The 19,809-nt window shown below is 67.4% G+C and carries 3 protein-coding genes and 1 pseudogene; all 4 read left to right on the forward strand.

Features of this window, described 5'->3' with window-relative positions:
• Window positions 1-11 precede the first annotated feature (11 nt).
• The 4 genes and pseudogenes from MKK04_RS26680 to MKK04_RS12780 all read left to right on the forward strand — a co-directional run bounded on the left by MKK04_RS26680 (window position 12) and on the right by MKK04_RS12780 (window position 19,629).
• A pseudogene (locus tag MKK04_RS26680) lies at window positions 12-15,029 on the forward strand (Ig-like domain-containing protein).
• Window positions 15,029-16,300: a TolC family protein gene (locus tag MKK04_RS12770; RefSeq protein WP_075045129.1), complete on the forward strand. Its 1,272-nt coding sequence runs from the start codon at window positions 15,029-15,031 to the stop codon at window positions 16,298-16,300. Before MKK04_RS26680 ends, MKK04_RS12770 begins: the two are co-directional and overlap by 1 nt.
• The gene (locus MKK04_RS12775) at window positions 16,290-18,452 is read left to right on the forward strand and encodes a type I secretion system permease/ATPase (RefSeq protein ID WP_207837228.1); all 2,163 of its coding nucleotides are present in this window, start codon (window positions 16,290-16,292) and stop codon (window positions 18,450-18,452) included. Before MKK04_RS12770 ends, MKK04_RS12775 begins: the two co-directional genes overlap by 11 nt.
• Entirely contained in the window at window positions 18,442-19,629 is a 1,188-nt protein-coding gene (locus tag MKK04_RS12780; RefSeq protein ID WP_207837229.1) for an HlyD family efflux transporter periplasmic adaptor subunit, read from the forward strand. Before MKK04_RS12775 ends, MKK04_RS12780 begins: the two co-directional genes overlap by 11 nt.
• Window positions 19,630-19,809: the final 180 nt, after the last annotated feature.

The raw sequence follows: 19,809 nt of genomic DNA on the forward strand, positions 1-19,809 counted from the left end.
GACTGTCAGGTATGTCGATTCAGGCCAAGGTATCTCCCCTCGCTCAAAGTGTTTCTTCTGCCGCCCCCATCGCAATCCCCAACAACGGAATACTGACACTCACCCAGAGCAGTAACGTTGTTCTGGATATTGCTCCTGAAAGCGTGACGGGCTACACAAAAAGCGGTCCCGATCTGATCGTACAACTGAAGTCCGGCGAAAGCCTGCGCATTGCCAACTTCTATGTCGAGGGGCAGCCTGCAAGCCAGTTGTACCTGGTTGACCGGGACAAACTACTGGCCGTCGACTTGCCGCCGGTTGCTGCCGATGGGCCGCTGGTGGCGGGTTATGTGCCCCAGGAAAGCCTTGCCGGGTTCGACTCGCTCACTGCTGCCGACAGCACCGTTGCCGGGCTGAGCCCTGGCGGTGCACTGCTGGCCGGCGCAGCGATCATCGGTGGCGGCGTTGCGATCGCCAATAGCAACGATGGTGGTGGTGGCGGTGGCAGTGGTGAAGGCAGCGTGCCGCCTGACACCACGGCCCCGGCCCCGGCTAGCGGCCTGCAGATTGCCACGGATGGCAGCAGCATCAGCGGCAAGGCCGAGCCGGGCGCCACCGTGGGCGTCGACAGCAACGGCGACGGGCAAACGGATGTAAGCGTGGTGGTCGGCCCTGATGGCAACTTCCAGATTCCGCTGAACCCGCCACTGACCAACGGCGAAACGGTTTCTGTAGTGGTGACCGATCCGGCCGGCAACAGCAGCCCGCCCGTGACCGTGCAGGCCCCTGACTTTCCTGATGCGCCGCAGATCAACCCGAGCAATGGTTCCAGCCTAAGCGGTACCGCCGAGCCGGGCAGCACCGTGGTGCTCACCGACGGCAACGGTAACCCTATCGGCCAGACTACCGCCGACGGCAACGGTAACTGGTCATACACCCCGGACACCCGGCTTCCAGATGGCACGGTGGTCAAGGCGGTGGTCGAGGATGCCGCCGGTAACAGCAGCCCGCCCGCCAGTACCATCATCGATGGCGTGGCGCCGTCGGCACCGGTGATCAACCCGAGTAACGGTACCGAACTCAGCGGTACCGCCGAGCCGGGCAGCAGCGTTACCCTCACCGATGGCAGCGGCAATCCGATCGGCCAGACGACCGCCGATGGCAACGGCAACTGGAGTTTCACCCCCGCGACACCGCTGCCTGACGGTACCGTGGTCAACGCCACTGCGACCGACCTGGCCGGCAATACCAGCGGACAGGGCAGCACCACCGTGGACGGCGTGGCCCCGGGCGCGCCCACCATCAACCTGAGCGATGGCAGCAGCCTCAGCGGCACCGCCGAGCCAGGCAGCACTGTGGTCCTCACCGATGGCAACGGCAATCCCATCGGCCACACTACAGCCGACAGCAATGGCAACTGGTCGTATCCCACGGATAGCCAACTGCCTGATGGCACGGTGGTCAACGCGGTGGTCGAGGATGCCGCCGGCAACAGCAGCCCGCCCGCCAGCACCATTATCGATGGCGTGGCGCCGTCGGCCCCCTCGGTCAATCCGAGCAACGGCACCGTGATCAGCGGCACCGCCGAGCCGAACAGCACCGTGACCCTCACCGATGGCAGCGGCAATCCGATCGGCCAGGTGATGGCCGATGGCAGTGGCAACTGGACCTACACCCCGACCACGCCGATTGCTGATGGCACAGTGGTCAACGTGGTGGCTCGGGACGCAGCCGGCAACACCAGCATGCCCTCGAGCACCACAGTGGATTCGCAGGCCCCGGCGGCACCGGCAGTCAACCCCAGCAATGGCAGCGAAATCAGCGGCACCGCAGAACCGGGTAGCACGGTCACCCTGACCGATGGCAGCGGCAACCCGATCGGCCAGACTACCGTTGACGGCAGCGGCAACTGGAGCTTCACCCCCGGCACGCCGCTGGCCAACGGTACCGTGGTCAACGCCACGGCAACCGACCCGACCGGCAACACCAGCGCGCCGTCGAGCACCACGGTGGACTCGGTGGCCCCGGCTGCGCCGGTGGTCGAGCCGAGCAATGGCACGGAAATCAGCGGTACCGCCGAGCCGGGCAGCACCGTCATCCTGACCGATGGCAGTGGCAATCCGATCGGCCAGACCACCGCTGACGGCAACGGCGACTGGAGCTTCACACCTGGTACGCCGCTGGCCAATGGCACGGTGGTCAACGCCACGGCGACCGACCCAGCTGGCAATACCAGCGGGCAGGGCAGCATTACGGTGGACGGTGTGGCGCCAGGCGCGCCCACCGTCAACCTGAGTGACGGCAGCAGCCTCAGCGGTACCGCTGAGCCAAACAGCACGGTGACCCTCACCGATGGCAGCGGTAATCCGATCGGCCAGGTGACGGCCGATGGCAGTGGCAACTGGACCTACACCCCGGTCACGCCGATTGCTGATGGCACAGTAATCAATGTGGTGGCCCAGGACGCAGCCGGCAACAGCAGTATTCCGTCGAGCACCACAGTAGATTCACAGGCCCCGGCCGCACCAGTGGTCAACGCCAGCAATGGCACCACGATCAGTGGTACCGCAGAACCGGGTAGCACCGTCACCCTGACCGATGGCAACGGCAACCTGATCGGCCAGACCGCCGCCGACGGCAGCGGCAACTGGAGCTTTACCCCCGGCACGCCGCTGGCCAACGGTACAGTGGTCAACGCCACGGCAACCGACCCGACTGGCAACACCAGCGCGCCGTCGAGCACCACGGTGGACTCGGTGGCCCCGGCTGCGCCGGTGGTCGAGCCGAGCAATGGCACGGAAATCAGCGGTACCGCCGAGCCGGGCAGCACCGTCATCCTGACCGATGGCAGTGGCAATCCGATCGGCCAGACCACCGCTGACGGCAACGGCGACTGGAGCTTCACACCTGGTACGCCGCTGGCCAATGGCACGGTGGTCAACGCCACGGCGACCGACCCAGCTGGCAATACCAGCGGGCAGGGCAGCATTACGGTGGACGGTGTGGCGCCAGGCGCGCCCACCGTCAACCTGAGTGATGGCAGCAGCCTCAGCGGTACCGCCGAGCCAAACAGCACGGTGACCCTCACCGATGGCAGCGGTAATCCGATTGGCCAGGTGACGGCCGATGGCAGTGGCAACTGGAGCTTCACTCCAGCGACGCCGCTGGCCAACGGTACCGTGGTCAACGCCACCGCAACCGACCCGACCGGCAACACCAGCGCGCCGTCGAGTACCACGGTGGACTCGGTGGCTCCGGCTGCGCCGGTGGTCGAGCCGAGCAACGGCAGCGAAATCAGCGGCACCGCCGAGCCAGGCAGCACCGTCATCCTGACCGATGGCAGTGGCAACCCGATCGGCCAGACGACCGCTGACGGCAACGGCGACTGGAGCTTCACTCCTGGTACGCCGCTGGCCAATGGCACGGTGGTCAACGCCGTGGCCCAGGACCCGGCCGGCAATACCGGCCCGCAGGGCAGTACCACGGTGGATGCGCTCGCACCCGCTGCGCCGGTGGTCAACCCGAGCAATGGCGCCGTACTCAACGGCACCGCCGAGCCAAACAGCACGGTGACCCTCACCGATGGCAGCGGTAATCCGATCGGCCAGGTGACGGCCGATGGCAGTGGCAACTGGAGCTTCACTCCAGCGACGCCGCTGGCCAATGGCACCGTGGTCAATGCCACCGCGAGCGACCCGGCGGGCAATACCGGCCCGGCAGCGACGGTCACCGTCGACTCCAGCGCGCCGGCTGCGCCGATTATCAATCCGAGCAACGGTGTAACCATCAGCGGTACGGCTGAAGCGGGCGCCACTGTGACCCTGACCGATGGCAGCGGCAACCCGATCGGCCAAATCACCGCCGACGGCAGCGGCAACTGGAGCTTCACCCCCGGCACGCCGCTGGCCAACGGTACCGTGGTCAACGCCACCGCAACCGACCCGACCGGCAACACCAGCGCGCCGTCGAGTACCACGGTGGACTCGGTGGCCCCGGCTGCGCCGGTGGTCGAGCCGAGCAACGGCAGCATGATTAGCGGCACCGCCGAGCCAGGGAGCACCGTGACCCTGACCGATGGCAGCGGCAACCCGATTGGCCAGACTACTGCCGACGGCAACGGTGACTGGAGCTTCACTCCTGGTACGCCGCTGGCCAATGGCACGGTGGTCAATGCCACGGCGACCGACTCAGCTGGCAACACCAGCGGGCAGGGCAGCACCACGGTGGACGCTGTGGCGCCAGGCGCGCCCACCGTCAACCTGAGTGACGGCAGCAGCCTCAGCGGTACCGCCGAGCCAAACAGCACGGTGACCCTCACCGATGGCAGCGGTAATCCGATCGGCCAGGTGACGGCCGATGGCAGTGGCAACTGGACCTACACCCCGGCCACGCCGATTGCTGATGGCACAGTAATCAATGTGGTGGCCCAGGACGCAGCCGGCAACAGCAGTATTCCGTCGAGCACCACAGTGGATTCGCAGGCCCCGGCCGCACCAGTGGTCAACGCCAGCAATGGCACCACGATCAGTGGTACCGCAGAACCGGGTAGCACCGTCACCCTGACCGATGGCAGCGGCAACCTGATCGGCCAGACCGCCGCCGACGGCAGCGGCAACTGGAGCTTTACCCCCGGCACGCCGCTGGCCAACGGTACCGTCATCAACGCCACGGCAACCGACCCGACCGGCAACACCAGCGCGCCGTCGAGCACCACGGTGGACTCGGTGGCTCCGGCGGCGCCGGTGGTCGAGCCGAGCAATGGCACGGAAATCAGCGGTACCGCCGAGCCAGGCAGCACCGTCATCCTGACCGATGGCAGTGGCAATCCGATTGGCCAGACCACCGCCGACGGTAACGGTGACTGGACCTTTACCCCGGCCACACCGCTGGCCAACGGCACGGTGGTCAACGCCGTGGCCCAGGACCCGGCCGGCAATACCGGCCCGCAGGGCAGCACCACGGTGGATGCGCTCGCACCCGCTGCGCCGGTGGTCAACCCGAGCAATGGCGCCGTGATCAACGGCACCGCCGAGCCAAACAGCACGGTGACGCTCACCGACGGCAGTGGTAATCCGATCGGCCAGGTGACGGCCGATGGCAGTGGCAACTGGACGTTCACCCCGGGCACGCCGCTGCCCAATGGCACCGTGGTCAACGCCACGGCGACCGATGCCGCCGGCAATACCGGCAACCCCGGTAGCACTACCGTGGACTCGTCGCTGCCGTCGATTCCGCAGGTCGAGCCGAGCAACGGCTCGGTGATCAGCGGCACCGCCGATGCGGGCAACACCATTATCCTCACCGATGGCAACGGCAACCCGATCGGCCAGGTCACCGCCGATGGCAGCGGCAACTGGAGCTTTACCCCGGCGTACCGCTGCCGGATGGCACCGTGGTCAACGCGGTGGCGCGCAACCCCGGTGGGACCGAAAGTGCACCGGCGGTCATTACCGTGGACGGCGTGGCGCCGGCGGCGCCAGTGGTCGAGCCGAGCAATGGCACGGAAATCAGCGGTACCGCCGAAGCCGGCGCGACGGTCATTCTCACCGACGGCGGCGGCAACCCGATCGGCCAGACCACCGCCGATGGCAGCGGCAACTGGACCTTCACGCCTGCGACCCCGCTGGCCAATGGCACGGTGATCAATGCCGTGGCCCAGGACCCGGCCGGCAATACCAGCGGCCCGACCAGTGTCACTGTTGACGCCGTCGCGCCGCCCGCACCCATCATCAACCCGAGCAACGGGGTGGTGATCAGTGGTACCGCTGAAGCCGGGGCCAAGGTGATCCTTACCGACGGCAGCGGTAATCCGATCGGCGAGACGACCGCCGACGGCAGCGGCAACTGGAGCTTCACTCCAGCGACGCCGCTGGCCAATGGCACGGTGGTCAATGCCACGGCGAGCGACCCGGCGGGCAATACCGGCCCGGCAGCGACGGTTACCGTCGATTCCAGCGCGCCGGCTGCGCCGGTCATCAATCCAAGTAACGGTGTGACCATCAGCGGTACGGCTGAAGCGGGCGCCACCGTGACCCTGACCGATGGCAGCGGCAACCCGATCGGCCAGACCACCGCCGACGGCAGCGGCAACTGGAGTTTCACCCCGGCACGCCGCTGGCCAACGGTACAGTGGTCAACGCCACGGCAACCGACCCGACCGGCAACACCAGCGCGCCGTCGAACACCACGGTGGACTCGGTGGCTCCAGCTGCGCCGGTGGTCGAGCCGAGCAACGGCAGCATGATTAGCGGCACCGCCGAGCCAGGGAGCACCGTGACCCTGACCGATGGCAGCGGCAACCCGATTGGCCAGACTACTGCCGACGGCAACGGCGACTGGAGCTTCACTCCTGGTACGCCGCTGGCCAATGGCACGGTGGTCAATGCCACGGCGACCGACTCAGCTGGCAACACTAGCGGGCAGGGCAGCACCACGGTGGACGCTGTGACGCCAGGCGCGCCCACCGTCAACCTGAGTGACGGCAGCAGCCTCAGCGGTACCGCTGAGCCAAACAGCACGGTGACCCTCACCGATGGCAGCGGTAATCCGATCGGTCAGGTGACGGCCGATGGCAGTGGCAACTGGACCTACACCCCGGCCACGCCGATTGCTGATGGCACAGTAATCAATGTGGTGGCCCAGGACGCAGCCGGCAACAGCAGTATTCCGTCGAGCACCACAGTGGATTCGCAGGCCCCGGCCGCACCAGTGGTCAACGCCAGCAATGGCACCACGATCAGTGGCATCGCAGAACCGGGCGCCACCGTGACCCTGACCGATGGCAGCGGCAACCCGATCGGCCAGATCACCGCCGACGGCAGCGGCAACTGGAGCTTCACCCCCGGCACGCCGCTGGCCAACGGTACAGTGGTCAACGCCACGGCAACCGACCCGACCGGCAACACCAGCGCGCCGTCGAGCACCACGGTGGACTCGGTGGCTCCGGCTGCTCCAGTGGTCGAGCCGAGCAACGGCACGGAAATCAGCGGCACCGCCGAGCCAGGCAGCACCGTCATCCTGACCGATGGCAGCGGCAACCCGATCGGTCAGACCACCGCCGACGGCAGCGGCAACTGGACCTTCACGCCCGGTACGCCGCTGGCCAACGGCACGGTAGTCAACGCCGTGGCCCAGGACCCGGCCGGCAATACCGGCCCGCAGGGCAGCACCACGGTGGATGCGCTCGCACCCGCTGCGCCGGTGGTCAACCCGAGCAATGGCGCCGTGATCAACGGCACCGCCGAGCCAAACAGCACGGTGACGCTCACCGACGGCAGTGGTAATCCGATTGGCCAGGTGACGGCCGATGGCAGTGGCAACTGGACGTTCACCCCGGGCACGCCGCTGCCCAATGGCACCGTGGTCAACGCCACGGCGACCGATGCCGCCGGCAATACCGGCAACCCCGGTAGCACTACCGTGGACTCGTCGCTGCCGTCGATTCCGCAGGTCGAGCCGAGCAACGGCTCGGTGATCAGCGGCACCGCCGATGCGGGCAACACCATTATCCTCACCGATGGCAACGGCAACCCGATCGGCCAGGTCACCGCCGATGGCAGCGGCAACTGGAGCTTTACCCCCGGCGTACCGCTACCGGATGGCACCGTGGTCAACGCGGTGGCGCGCAACCCCGGTGGGACCGAAAGTGCACCGGCGGTCATTACCGTGGACGGCGTGGCGCCGGCGGCGCCAGTGGTCGAGCCGAGCAATGGCACGGAAATCAGCGGTACCGCCGAAGCCGGCGCGACGGTCATTCTCACCGACGGCGGCGGCAACCCGATCGGCCAGACCACCGCCGATGGCAGCGGCAACTGGACCTTCACGCCTGCGACCCCGCTGGCCAATGGCACGGTGATCAATGCCGTGGCCCAGGACCCGGCCGGCAATACCAGCGGGCCGACCAGTGTCACCGTTGACGCCGTCGCCCCGGCCGCGCCGACTATCGAGCCGAGCAATGGTGCAGTCCTCACGGGCACCGCTGAGCCCGGCGCTACCGTCATCCTCACTGACGGTGGCGGCAACCCGATCGGCGAGACGACCGCCGACGGCAGCGGCAACTGGGCCTTCACGCCTGCGACTCCGCTGGCCAACGGCACGGTGATCAATGCCGTGGCCCAGGACGCGGCCAGCAATACCAGCGGGCCGACCAGCGTCACCGTTGACGCCATCGCTCCGGCCGCACCCATCATCGACCCGAGCAACGGGGTGGTGATCAGTGGTACCGCTGAAGCGGGCGCCACCGTGACCCTGACCGATGGCAGCGGCAACCCGATCGGCCAGACCACCGCCGACGGCAGCGGCAACTGGAGTTTCACCCCCGGCACGCCGCTGGCCAACGGTACCGTGCTGAACGCCACGGCAACCGACCCGACCGGCAACACCAGCGCGCCGTCGAGCACCACGGTGGACTCGGTGGCCCCGGCTGCGCCGGTGGTCGAGCCGAGCAACGGCAGCGAAATCAGCGGCACCGCCGAGCCAGGCAGCACTGTCATCCTGACCGATGGCAGCGGCAACCCCATCGGCCAGACGACCGCCGACAACAACGGTGACTGGAGCTTTACCCCGGCCACACCGCTGGCCAACGGCACGGTGGTCAACGCCGTGGCTCAGGACCCGGCCGGCAATACCAGCGGGCAGGGCAGCACCACGGTGGATGCGCTCGCACCCGCTGCGCCGGTAGTCAACCCGAGCAATGGCGTTGTGATCAACGGCACCGCCGAGCCAAACAGCACGGTGACGCTCACCGATGGCAGCGGTAATCCGATTGGCCAGGTGACGGCCGATGGCAGTGGCAACTGGAGCTTCACTCCAGCGACGCCGCTGGCCAATGGCACGGTAGTCAATGCCACGGCGAGCGACCCGGCGGGTAACATCGGCCCGGCAGCGACGGTTACCGTCGATTCCAGCGCGCCGGCTGCGCCGGTCATCAATCCAAGTAACGGGGTGGTGATCAGTGGTACAGCTGAAGCGGGCGCCACCGTGACCCTGACCGATGGCAGCGGCAACCCGATCGGCCAGATCACCGTCGACGGCAGCGGCAACTGGAGTTTCACCCCCGGCACGCCGCTGGCCAACGGTACCGTGGTCAACGCCACGGCAACCGACCCGACCGGCAACACCAGCGCGCCGTCGAGCACCACGGTGGACTCGGTGGCTCCGGCTGCTCCAGTGGTCGAGCCGAGCAACGGCACGGAAATCAGCGGCACCGCCGAGCCAGGCAGCACCGTCATCCTGACCGATGGCAGCGGCAACCCGATCGGTCAGACCACCGCCGACGGCAGCGGCAACTGGACCTTCACGCCCGGTACGCCGCTGGCCAACGGCACGGTGGTCAACGCCGTGGCCCAGGACCCGGCCGGCAATACCGGCCCGCAGGGCAGCACCACGGTGGATGCGCTCGCACCCGCTGCGCCGGTGGTCAACCCGAGCAATGGCGCTGTGATCAACGGCACCGCCGAGCCAAACAGCACGGTGACGCTCACCGATGGCAGCGGTAATCCGATTGGCCAGGTGACGGCCGATGGCAGTGGCAACTGGAGCTTCACTCCAGCGACGCCGCTGGCCAATGGCACCGTGGTCAATGCCACGGCGAGCGACCCGGCGGGCAATACCGGCCCGGCAGCGACGGTCACCGTCGACTCCAGCGCGCCGGCTGCGCCGATTATCAATCCGAGCAACGGCGTAACCATCAGCGGTACGGCTGAAGCGGGCGCTACCGTGACCCTGACCGATGGCAGCGGCAACCCGATCGGCCAGATCACCGCCGACGGCAGCGGCATCTGGAGTTTCACCCCGGCACGCCGCTGGCCAACGGTACCGTGATCAACGCCACGGCAACCGACCCGACCGGCAACACCAGCGCGCCGTCGAGCACCACGGTGGACTCGGTGGCCCCGGCTGCGCCGGTGGTCGAGCCGAGCAACGGCAGCGAAATCAGCGGCACCGCCGAGCCAGGCAGCACTGTCATCCTGACCGATGGCAGCGGCAACCCGATCGGTCAGACCACCGCCGACGGCAGCGGCAACTGGACCTTCACGCCCGGTACGCCGCTGGCCAACGGCACGGTGGTCAACGCCGTGGCCCAGGACCCGGCCGGCAATACCGGCCCGCAGGGCAGCACCACGGTGGATGCGCTCGCACCCGCTGCGCCGGTGGTCAACCCGAGCAATGGCGCCGTACTCAACGGTACCGCCGAGCCAAACAGCACGGTGACGCTCACCGACGGCAGTGGTAATCCGATTGGCCAGGTGACGGCCGATGGCAGTGGCAACTGGACGTTCACCCCGGGCACGCCGCTGCCCAATGGCACCGTGGTCAACGCCACGGCGACCGATGCCGCCGGCAATACCGGCAACCCCGGTAGCACTACCGTGGACTCGTCGCTGCCGTCGATTCCGCAGGTCGAGCCGAGCAACGGCTCGGTGATCAGCGGCAACGCCGATGCGGGCAACACCATTATCCTCACCGATGGCAACGGCAACCCGATCGGCCAGGTCACCGCCGATGGCAGCGGCAACTGGAGCTTTACCCCCGGCGTACCGCTGCCGGATGGCACCGTGGTCAACGCGGTGGCGCGCAACCCCGGTGGGACCGAAAGTGCACCGGCGGTCATTACCGTGGACGGCGTGGCGCCGGCGGCGCCAGTGGTCGAGCCGAGCAATGGCACGGAAATCAGCGGTACCGCCGAAGCCGGCGCGACGGTCATTCTCACCGACGGCAGCGGCAACCCGATCGGCCAGACCACCGCCGATGGCAGCGGCAACTGGACCTTCACGCCTGCGACCCCGCTGGCCAATGGCACGGTGATCAATGCCGTGGCCCAGGACCCGGCCGGCAATACCAGCGGGCCGACCAGCGTCACCGTTGACGCCGTCGCGCCGCCTGCGCCAATCATCAACCCGAGCAACGGGGTGGTGATCAGTGGTACCGCTGAAGCCGGGGCCAAGGTGATCCTTACCGACGGCAGCGGTAATCCGATCGGCGAGACGACCGCCGACGGCAGCGGCAACTGGAGCTTCACTCCAGCGACGCCGCTGGCCAATGGCACGGTGATCAACGCCGTGGCCCAGGACGCGGCCAGCAATACCAGCGGGCCGACCAGCGTCACCGTTGACGCCATCGCCCCGGCCGCACCCATCATCGACCCGAGCAACGGGGTGGTGATCAGTGGTACCGCTGAAGCGGGCGCCACCGTGACCCTGACCGATGGCAGCGGCAACCCGATCGGCCAGATCACCGCCGATGGCAGCGGCAACTGGAGTTTCATCCCCGGCACGCCGCTGGCCAACGGTACGGTGATCAACGCCACGGCAACCGACCCGACCGGCAACACCAGCGCGCCGTCGAGCACCACGGTGGACTCGGTGGCTCCGGCTGCGCCGGTGGTCGAGCCGAGCAACGGCAGCGAAATCAGCGGTACCGCTGAAGTCGGCGCCAGGGTGATCCTCACCGACGGCAGCGGCAACCCGATCGGCCAGACCACCGCCGATGGCAGCGGCAACTGGACCTTCACGCCTTCGACCCCGCTGGCCAATGGCACGGTGATCAATGCCGTGGCCCAGGACCCGGCCGGCAATACCAGCGGCCCGACCAGTGTCACTGTTGACGCCGTCGCGCCGCTTGCGCCAATTATCAACCCGAGCAACGGGGTGGTGATCAGTGGTACCGCTGAAGCGGGGGCCAAGGTGATCCTTACCGACGGCAGCGGTAATCTGATCGGCGAGACGACCGCCGACGGCAGTGGCAACTGGGCCTTCACGCCTGCGACCCCGCTGGCCAACGGCACAGTGATCAACGCCGTGGCCCAGGACGCGGCCAGCAATACCAGCGGGCCGACCAGCGTCACCGTTGACGCCATCGCCCCGGCCGCACCCATCATCGACCCGAGCAACGGGGTGGTGATCAGTGGTACGGCTGAAGCGGGCGCCACCGTGACCCTGACCGATGGCAGCGGCAACCCGATCGGCCAGATCACCGCCGATGGCAGCGGCAACTGGAGTTTCACCCCCGGCACGCCGCTGGCCAACGGTACGGTGATCAACGCCGTGGCCCAGGACGCGGCCGGCAATACCAGCGGGCCGACCAGCACCACGGTGGACTCGGTGGCCCCGGCCGCGCCGGTGGTCGACCCGAGCAACGGCACCGAGATTAGCGGTACCGCTGAAGCCGGCGTCAGGGTGATTCTCACCGACGGCAGCGGCAACCCGATCGGCCAGACCATCGCCGACGGCAGCGGCAACTGGACCTTCACGCCTTCGACCCCGCTGGCCAATGGCACGGTGATCAATGCCGTGGCCCAGGACCCGGCCGGCAATACCAGCGGGCCGACCAGTGTCACCGTTGACGCCGTCGCGCCGCCCGCACCCATCATCAACCCGAGCAACGGGGTGGTAATCAGTGGTACCGCTGAAGCGGGGGCCAAGGTGATCCTTACCGACGGCAGCGGTAATCCGATCGGCGAGACGACCGCCGACGGCAGCGGCAACTGGGCCTTCACGCCTGCGACCCCGCTGGCTAACGGCACGGTGATCAACGCCGTGGCCCAGGACGCGGCCAGCAATACCAGCGGGCCGACCAGCGTCACCGTTGACGCCATCGCCCCGGCCGCCCCCATCATCGACCCGAGCAACGGGTTGGTGATCAGTGGTACGGCTGAAGCGGGCGCCACCGTGACCCTGACCGATGGCAGCGGCAACCCGATCGGCCAGATCACCGCCGATGGCAGCGGCAACTGGAGTTTCACCCCCGGCACGCCGCTGGCCAACGGCACGGTGATCAACGCCGTGGCCCAGGACGCGGCCGGCAATACCAGCGGGCCGACCAGCACCACGGTGGACTCGGTGGCCCCGGCCGCGCCGGTGGTCGACCCGAGCAACGGCACCGAGATCAGCGGTACCGCTGAAGCCGGCGTCAGGGTGATTCTCACCGACGGCAGCGGCAACCCGATCGGCCAGACCATCGCCGACGGCAGCGGCAACTGGGCCTTCACGCCTGCGACCCCGCTGGCCAATGGCACGGTGATCAATGCCGTGGCCCAGGACGCGGCCGGCAATACCAGCGGGCCGACCAGCGCCACCGTTGACGCCGTCGCCCCGGCCGCGCCGACTATCGAGCCGAGCAATGGTGCAGTCCTCACGGGTACCGCTGAGCCTGGCGCCACCGTCATCCTCACTGACGGTGGCGGCAACCCGATCGGCCAGACGACCGCCGACGGCAGTGGCGACTGGAGCTTCACCCCGGTTACTCCGCTGGCCAACGGCACGGTGGTCAACGCCGTGGCCGAGGACGCCGCCGGCAATACCAGTGGCCCGGCGAGTACCACGGTCGACTCGGTGGCACCATCGGCGCCGCTGCTGAGCATCAGTGCTGACGGTGCGCTGCTCACCGGTACCGCCGAGCCGAACAGCCAGGTGCGCATCGTGGTCGACGGCGATACCGCCAACCCGATCACGGTGAATGTCGACGGCAGCGGCAGCTTCAGCCTGCCGTTCGCGCCACCCCTGATCACCGGCGAGCTGATCGCCGGGGTCGCGGTGGACGCTGCCGGCAACCTCAGCGGCCCGGCGACGATCAACGCGCCAGACCTGGCGCCGCCGACCATCAGCGTACCGGAGGCCGCTGATACCTGGATCAACGCTGCCGAGATCAGCGACGGCATTCAGGTCGATGTGGCGATCCGTCCGACCCTGCAGGTCGGCCAGGTGATCACCGTCGCGTTCGCCGGGCAGAATGGTTATGAGACGCAGGTAACGCACACCATCACTGCCGGCGACATCCTGGCCGGCAGCGTCACCGTGACCATACCCCCTGGCGATGGCATGGGGCCGTTCCCGGAGGGCGCCTCGACCGTCACCGCCGATATCAATGGCGGTACCGCGTCGAACCCGGTGCCGTTCACCGTCGACACCATTCCGCCTGCAACACCGGTGCTGTCGCTAGTGGGCAGCATCCTGACCATCTCCACCGATCCGGGCACCGAGCTGACGGTCACCGTGGACGTCGGCGGGGTCACTGCCACCGCCACGGTAACTGCCGACAACAGCGGGCTGGCTTCGCTGAACCTGCTCACCGACCTGGACATCGACCTTACCCTGGACCAACTGCTCAATGCCCAAGTCTCCGTGATCGGTGAGGACCCGGCCGGCAACCCGAGCAATGTGGCGACCATCGGCGTCGGCAGCAGCATCGAGCAGCCAGTGACCATCGGCAACTTCGGCGTCGATGTCAGCCTCAACCCGCTGAACCCGAGGTTCGGTTTCAGCGGCACCACCGAACCGGACTCCAGCGTGGTGATCCGTGTCATCACCCCGGCGCTGAACGTTGAGTTACTGCCGATCCAGGCAGACAGCGCCGGTAACTTCTCGCTTAACCTGCTGAGCCCGACCGTCCTCACCCAGCTGGGGCTGAACATCACCGATATCCTCAACCTCGGTTCGCAGATCTCGTTCAACATCGTCGCCACCGACACCAACGGCAACGACAGCTCGGCATACGGCATCACCCTGACCCCTAACGGGCTGTCGCTGAATATCGGCCAGATCGATGTCAACGGTACTGCCGGGGACGATGTCATGTCCGGGGCGAGCGGCAGTTCGGAGCACATCAACGGAGGTGATGGCAACGACCTGATCTTCAACGTGGGGACCGGCGATCACGTAGTGGCCGGCAACGGCAACGATGCCATCCAGATCACTGCGACCGACTTCATCAGCATCGACGGCGGCGGGGGCTTCGACACCCTGATCCTGGCCGACGGCATCGACCTCGACTACAACGCCGTCGGCGTTGGCACGCTCTCCAACATCGAGCGTATCGACCTCGGCAAGGGCGACTCGGGGAGCGTGCTGACCCTGACTGCGGCAGAGGTGGACGCCATCACCGATGGCAACAACATCCTGCAGATCACCGGCGAGAACAACGACACCCTCAACGTGGTGGGTGCCGTGAACACCGGGACCACCCAGCAGGTCAACGGCATTACTTACGATGTCTACAACTTTGGCAGCAGTACCCTGCTGATCGAGGACAACACGGTACAGGTCGTGGTCTGATGCGCGGCCTGTCCGTGCTCAAGGGAAGGCGCCGCGGCGCGGGAGCCCTGTGGCTCCTGTGCCTCGGGCTGCCGTTGTCCGCCCCGGCCATCCCTCTCGACCAGGCGGTGCGGGCGGGGTTGGCGATTCACCCCCAGGTGCGTTCGGCGATGGCTGAGGCGGATCGTGCGGGCACCGAGGTGGAGATCGCCAAGGGTGGCTATTATCCCTCCGTCACTATGTCCGGGGGGCCGCAGGAGTTCGACGTTGGCGAGGTTGTCTACGACGTCACCGTATCGCAGATGCTGTATGACTGGGGACGGGTGACGAGCAAGGTCGACAGCGCCAGCGCAACCCGGCGCAAGCTGTCCGAGGCGGTGCTGGTGGCGCGCGACGATGCGGCGCTGGATATCGTAGAGACCTATCTCGACGTGCTTGCCTCGGAGCGCCGGGTGGAGACGGTGCGCCAGCACATCCAGCGCCTCGACGGCATCCGCGAGATGACCCAGGCGCGCGGCAGCGACGGTTACGCCGACCGCAGCGAACTGGACCGCGCCAACCTCGAACTGGCGCGTGCCCAGGAACAGTTGTCGCTGGAGAAGGGCAACCTGCAGGACGCGCGCAACCAGTACGCGATCCTGGTTGGCCAGGACCCCTCCGAACTGGTCGAGCCCGAGCCGATGTCGCTGCAGCGCTACCTGGCTGCCAGCGACGTGGCGCGGGTGATCCGCGAGTCGCCGTTGCAGCGCAAGGCGTTGGAGGACGCCAATGTCGCCGAGGCGCAAGTCCGCGAGGCCAAGGCTTCGCTGCTGCCGCAATTGAACCTGGAGGCCTCCGCGCTGCGCCGGGAGATCGGTGGTCGCCCGGAAAGCGACTCGGTGATGTCGCTGCGCTTTCGCATGGACACCTTCCAGGGGCTTTCCAACTTCCGCCGGCCGACGGCTGCGCAACAGCGCCTGGAGTCGGCGCAATGGACGGCCGATGCGATGCAGCGTGACATCCGCCGGCAACTGCAGACGCTGTTCGACAACGGTGACACGCTGCGCTGGCGGGAACAGTCGCTGAGCCAGCAGGTGACGGAGTCGGAACAGGTCGGCGAGCTGTACCGCGAGCAGTTCGAGGTCGGCCGGCGCGACGTGATCGACTTGCTCAACGTGCAGCGCGAACGCTTCGAGGCCGAGCGACAATTGATCAATCTGCACATCGAGCGCAAGCGCATCGAGTACCGGGCGGCCGCGCAAGTCGGGCTGTTGGGGGCATTACTGGAGAATCGGTTGAATCATGGAAGTTGAACAATCCCCGGATAATGTCGTGACCCTGAACCACGACGACCCGCTGCGCCAGGGCCTGCTGCTGCTGTGCCGGCAACTGGGCCGGCCGCTGGGCGACGCCGAGCTGGTCGACGGCCTGGCGCTGGAGCATGGACGCCTGCCGTTGCGCCTGGTCGCCCGCGCCCTGCGTCGCGCCGACATCACTGCCAGGGTCGCGGAGCTGCCGTTGCGGCAGATGGACGCCTACCTGCTGCCGGCCCTGCTGTTGCTCGACGATGGCCGCAGCCTGCTGCTGGTTGGCATCGAGGGTGAGCAGTACGAGGTGCTGGTGCCGCAGAGCGACGGCGGCCGTGAGTGCATGGCGCTGCCCGCGCTGGAGGCGCTTTACAGCGGCACGGCGGTGTTTGCCAAGTGCCGCTACCGCCCCGACGGGCGGGTTGGCGACTACGCCAGCGGCCTGCCGGAACACTGGTTCTTCGGGCCGCTCAAGCGGCTCTGGCGCTCCTACGCGGAAGTCACGGCGGCGGCCCTGGTGGCCAACGTCCTGGCCGTCGCCTCGGCGCTGTTCGCCATGCAGGTGTACGACCGCGTGGTGCCCAACGCGGCCTTCGATACCCTGTGGATACTCGCCAGCGGCGTGGCCCTGGCAATCATCGTCGACGGGGTATTGCGGATCCTTCGCGGGCACCTGCTGAACGTACTTGGCAAGCGCCTGGACCTGCAATTGTCGAGCCTGCTGTTCTCACGTGTGCTGAGCACCCGGATCGCCGCCAAACCGGCGTCGATGGGGGCGTTCAGCACCCAGGTGCGTGAGTTCGAGTCGGTCCGCGAGTTCTTCACCTCGTCCAGTGCCGCGCTGATAAGCGACCTGCCGTTCGTGGTGATCTTCCTGTTGATCATCGCCGTGATCGGTGGCCATGTGGTCTGGGTTCCGCTGGTGGCCTGCGTGTTGATGCTGCTGCCGGGGTTGCTGACCCAGCGCCTGCTGGGGCACCTGTCGCGGCAGAACCTGCGCGAGGGGGCGATGAAGAACAGCGTGCTGCTGGAAGCCTTCGAACACCTGGAGACGGTCAAGGCCGCGCGTGCCGAAGGCCGCTGCCGCCAGCAGTGGGAGACGCTCACCGGGGAACTGGCCGGTACTGCGATGAAGACCCATGCCCTGGCCTCGACCCTCAGCTACTCGGCCAGTATCGTCCAGCAGCTGTGCTATGTCGGGGTGGTGGTGTTCGGCGTCTACCGGATAAGCGACGGGGCGATGACCGTCGGTGCCCTGGTGGCTTGTTCGATCCTTGCCTCGCGGGCCATCGCACCCTTGTCCCAGGCTGCCGCCATCCTCGGCCGCTGGCAGCACACCAAGGTGGCCCTGGAGGGCCTCGACCAGTTGATGTCGGCCGAGCAGGAGCGTCCCGTCGGCAAGCGCTTCGTGCACCGCGAGCGGCTCCACGGGCATTACCGCCTCGAGGCGCTGCGCCTGGCCCACGGCGACAGCCCGCCGGTGGTCGACGTACAGGCGCTGAGCATCCAGGCCGGCGAGCGGGTGGCGCTGCTCGGCGGCAACGGTGCCGGCAAGTCGACCCTGTTGCGGCTGCTCAGTGGCCTGCTCGACGCGCAATCCGGCCGGCTGTTGCTGGACGACATCGCCCTGAGCCAGATCGACCCGGCCGACCGCCAGCGCGGCATCGGCTACTTGCCACAGGACGTGGCGCTGTTCCACGGCAGCCTGCGCGAAAACCTCAACCTGGCGAACGCTGCGTTGGGCGACGAGGAATTGCTGGACGCCCTCGATGGCGTGGGGCTGGGCACTTTCGTACGCGCCCACCCGCTGGGCCTGGACATGCCGATCCAGGGCAACGCCAGCCTCTCCGGCGGCCAGCGTCAGGCGGTCGGGCTGGCCCGGGTACTGCTACAGGACCCGCCGATCCTGTTGCTCGACGAGCCGACCGCGGCCTTCGACCAAAACAGCGAGAAACAGGTTATCGACTACCTGCAGAAGTGGCTTGGCCGGCGCACCTTGATCATCACCACCCACAAGAAAAGCGTGCTGGCGCTGGTGGACCGTGCGGTGGTGCTGCGCAACGGCCAGGTGATCATGGACGGCCCGCTGAACCAGGTGGTGCTGGGCAACCAGGTGCAGGCGCCGCAGGTCGCCGAAGGAGCTGGCCATGGCAACTGAAAAAAATTCAGTAGTGTTGCGCCGGCAACTGGCCGACCCCTTGCTGGCGACCACTCACCCGGTCTATCGCCCGCTGCTCTGGACCCTGCTCGGCAGCGTCGTGCTGTTCGTCGCCTGGGCCGCCTGGGCAGAGCTCGATGAGGTGACGCGCGGTGACGGGCGCGTGGTGCCGTTCAGTCGCATCCAGAAGATCCAGAGCCTGGAAGGGGGCATTCTCGACCGTCTGCTGGTGCAGGAGGGCGACCTGGTAGAGGTCGGCCAGCCGCTGTTGCGCCTCGACGAGACGCGCTTTCTCACCAATTTCCAGGAGTCGGCCAACCAGGCTGGCGTGCTGCGGGCGGCCATCGCCCGGCTGGACGCCGAGGTGCTGGGCAAGGCGGCCATCGAATTTCCCCCGGATATCGACCCGCAGGGGCCGCTGGCGCGTTCCGAACGCGAGCTGTTCAAGTCGCGGCGGGACAAGCTGCTCGAAGGTAGCCAGGCGATCCAGAGGCAGATCAGCCTGGCCCAGAGCCAGCTCGACCTGGTCCGCCCGCTGGTGGCCAAGCGTGCGGTGAGCCAGATGGAGGCTCTGCGGCTGAGCCAGGACATAGCTACCCTCAACGGCAAGCTGACCGAGCTGAAGAGCAGCTACTTCCAGGATGCCTACACCGAGCGCTCACAGCGCAAGGCCGACCTCAGTGCGCTGGAGCCGATCGTACAGCAGCGCCAGGACCAGTTGCGCCGTACCGGGATCGTTTCGCCGGTGCGGGGGCGGGTCAACACCGTGCTGATCAATACCCGTGGCGGGGTGATCCAGCCCGGCGAGGCGATCATGGAAGTGATTCCGGTGGAGGACCGCCTGCTGGTAGAGGCCAGGATCAAGCCGCGTGACGTGGCCTTCCTGGTGCCGGGCATGCCGGCCAAGGTGAAGATCACCGCCTACGACTTCAGCATTTATGGCGACCTCAAGGGCACCCTGGAGCAAATCAGCGCCGACACCATCGAAGAGGACACGCCCCACGGCAAGGAGTCGTACTACCAGGTGCTGATCCGCACTGACGGCAGCCAGCTCAAGCGCGGCGAGGAGGTGCTGCCGATCATCCCCGGCATGGTGGCCGAAGTGGATATCCTCAGTGGCAAGCGCAGCGTCCTCAATTACTTGCTGCGCCCGCTGATCAAGGCCCGTCTCTATTGAGCGGCAGTGTGCAGCGAGGCGTTGGAACGGGAATTGCTGTACCCCTGTAAACCTGTGCATTTGGGGATACGGCAATGTTTCCAGAAGATCTGTATGTCATGTTCCTCTTCGCCGTTGTCGTGCTGGCCCTCGATGTGGCAGCCATCGTGCTCTATCGGGGGGCCAAGCCCTGACCCCGCG

The organism is Pseudomonas sp. LS.1a (assembly GCF_022533585.1).
GTDB lineage: Bacteria > Pseudomonadota > Gammaproteobacteria > Pseudomonadales > Pseudomonadaceae > Aquipseudomonas.

Excerpts from the sequence above, each read along its gene's own strand:
- MKK04_RS12770 (WP_075045129.1), top strand. The coding sequence starts at position 15,029 with ATGCGCGGCCTGTCCGTGCTCAAGGGAAGGCGCCGCGGCGCGGGAGCC.
- MKK04_RS12775 (WP_207837228.1), top strand. The coding sequence starts at position 16,290 with ATGGAAGTTGAACAATCCCCGGATAATGTCGTGACCCTGAACCACGAC.
- MKK04_RS12780 (WP_207837229.1), top strand. The coding sequence starts at position 18,442 with ATGGCAACTGAAAAAAATTCAGTAGTGTTGCGCCGGCAACTGGCCGAC.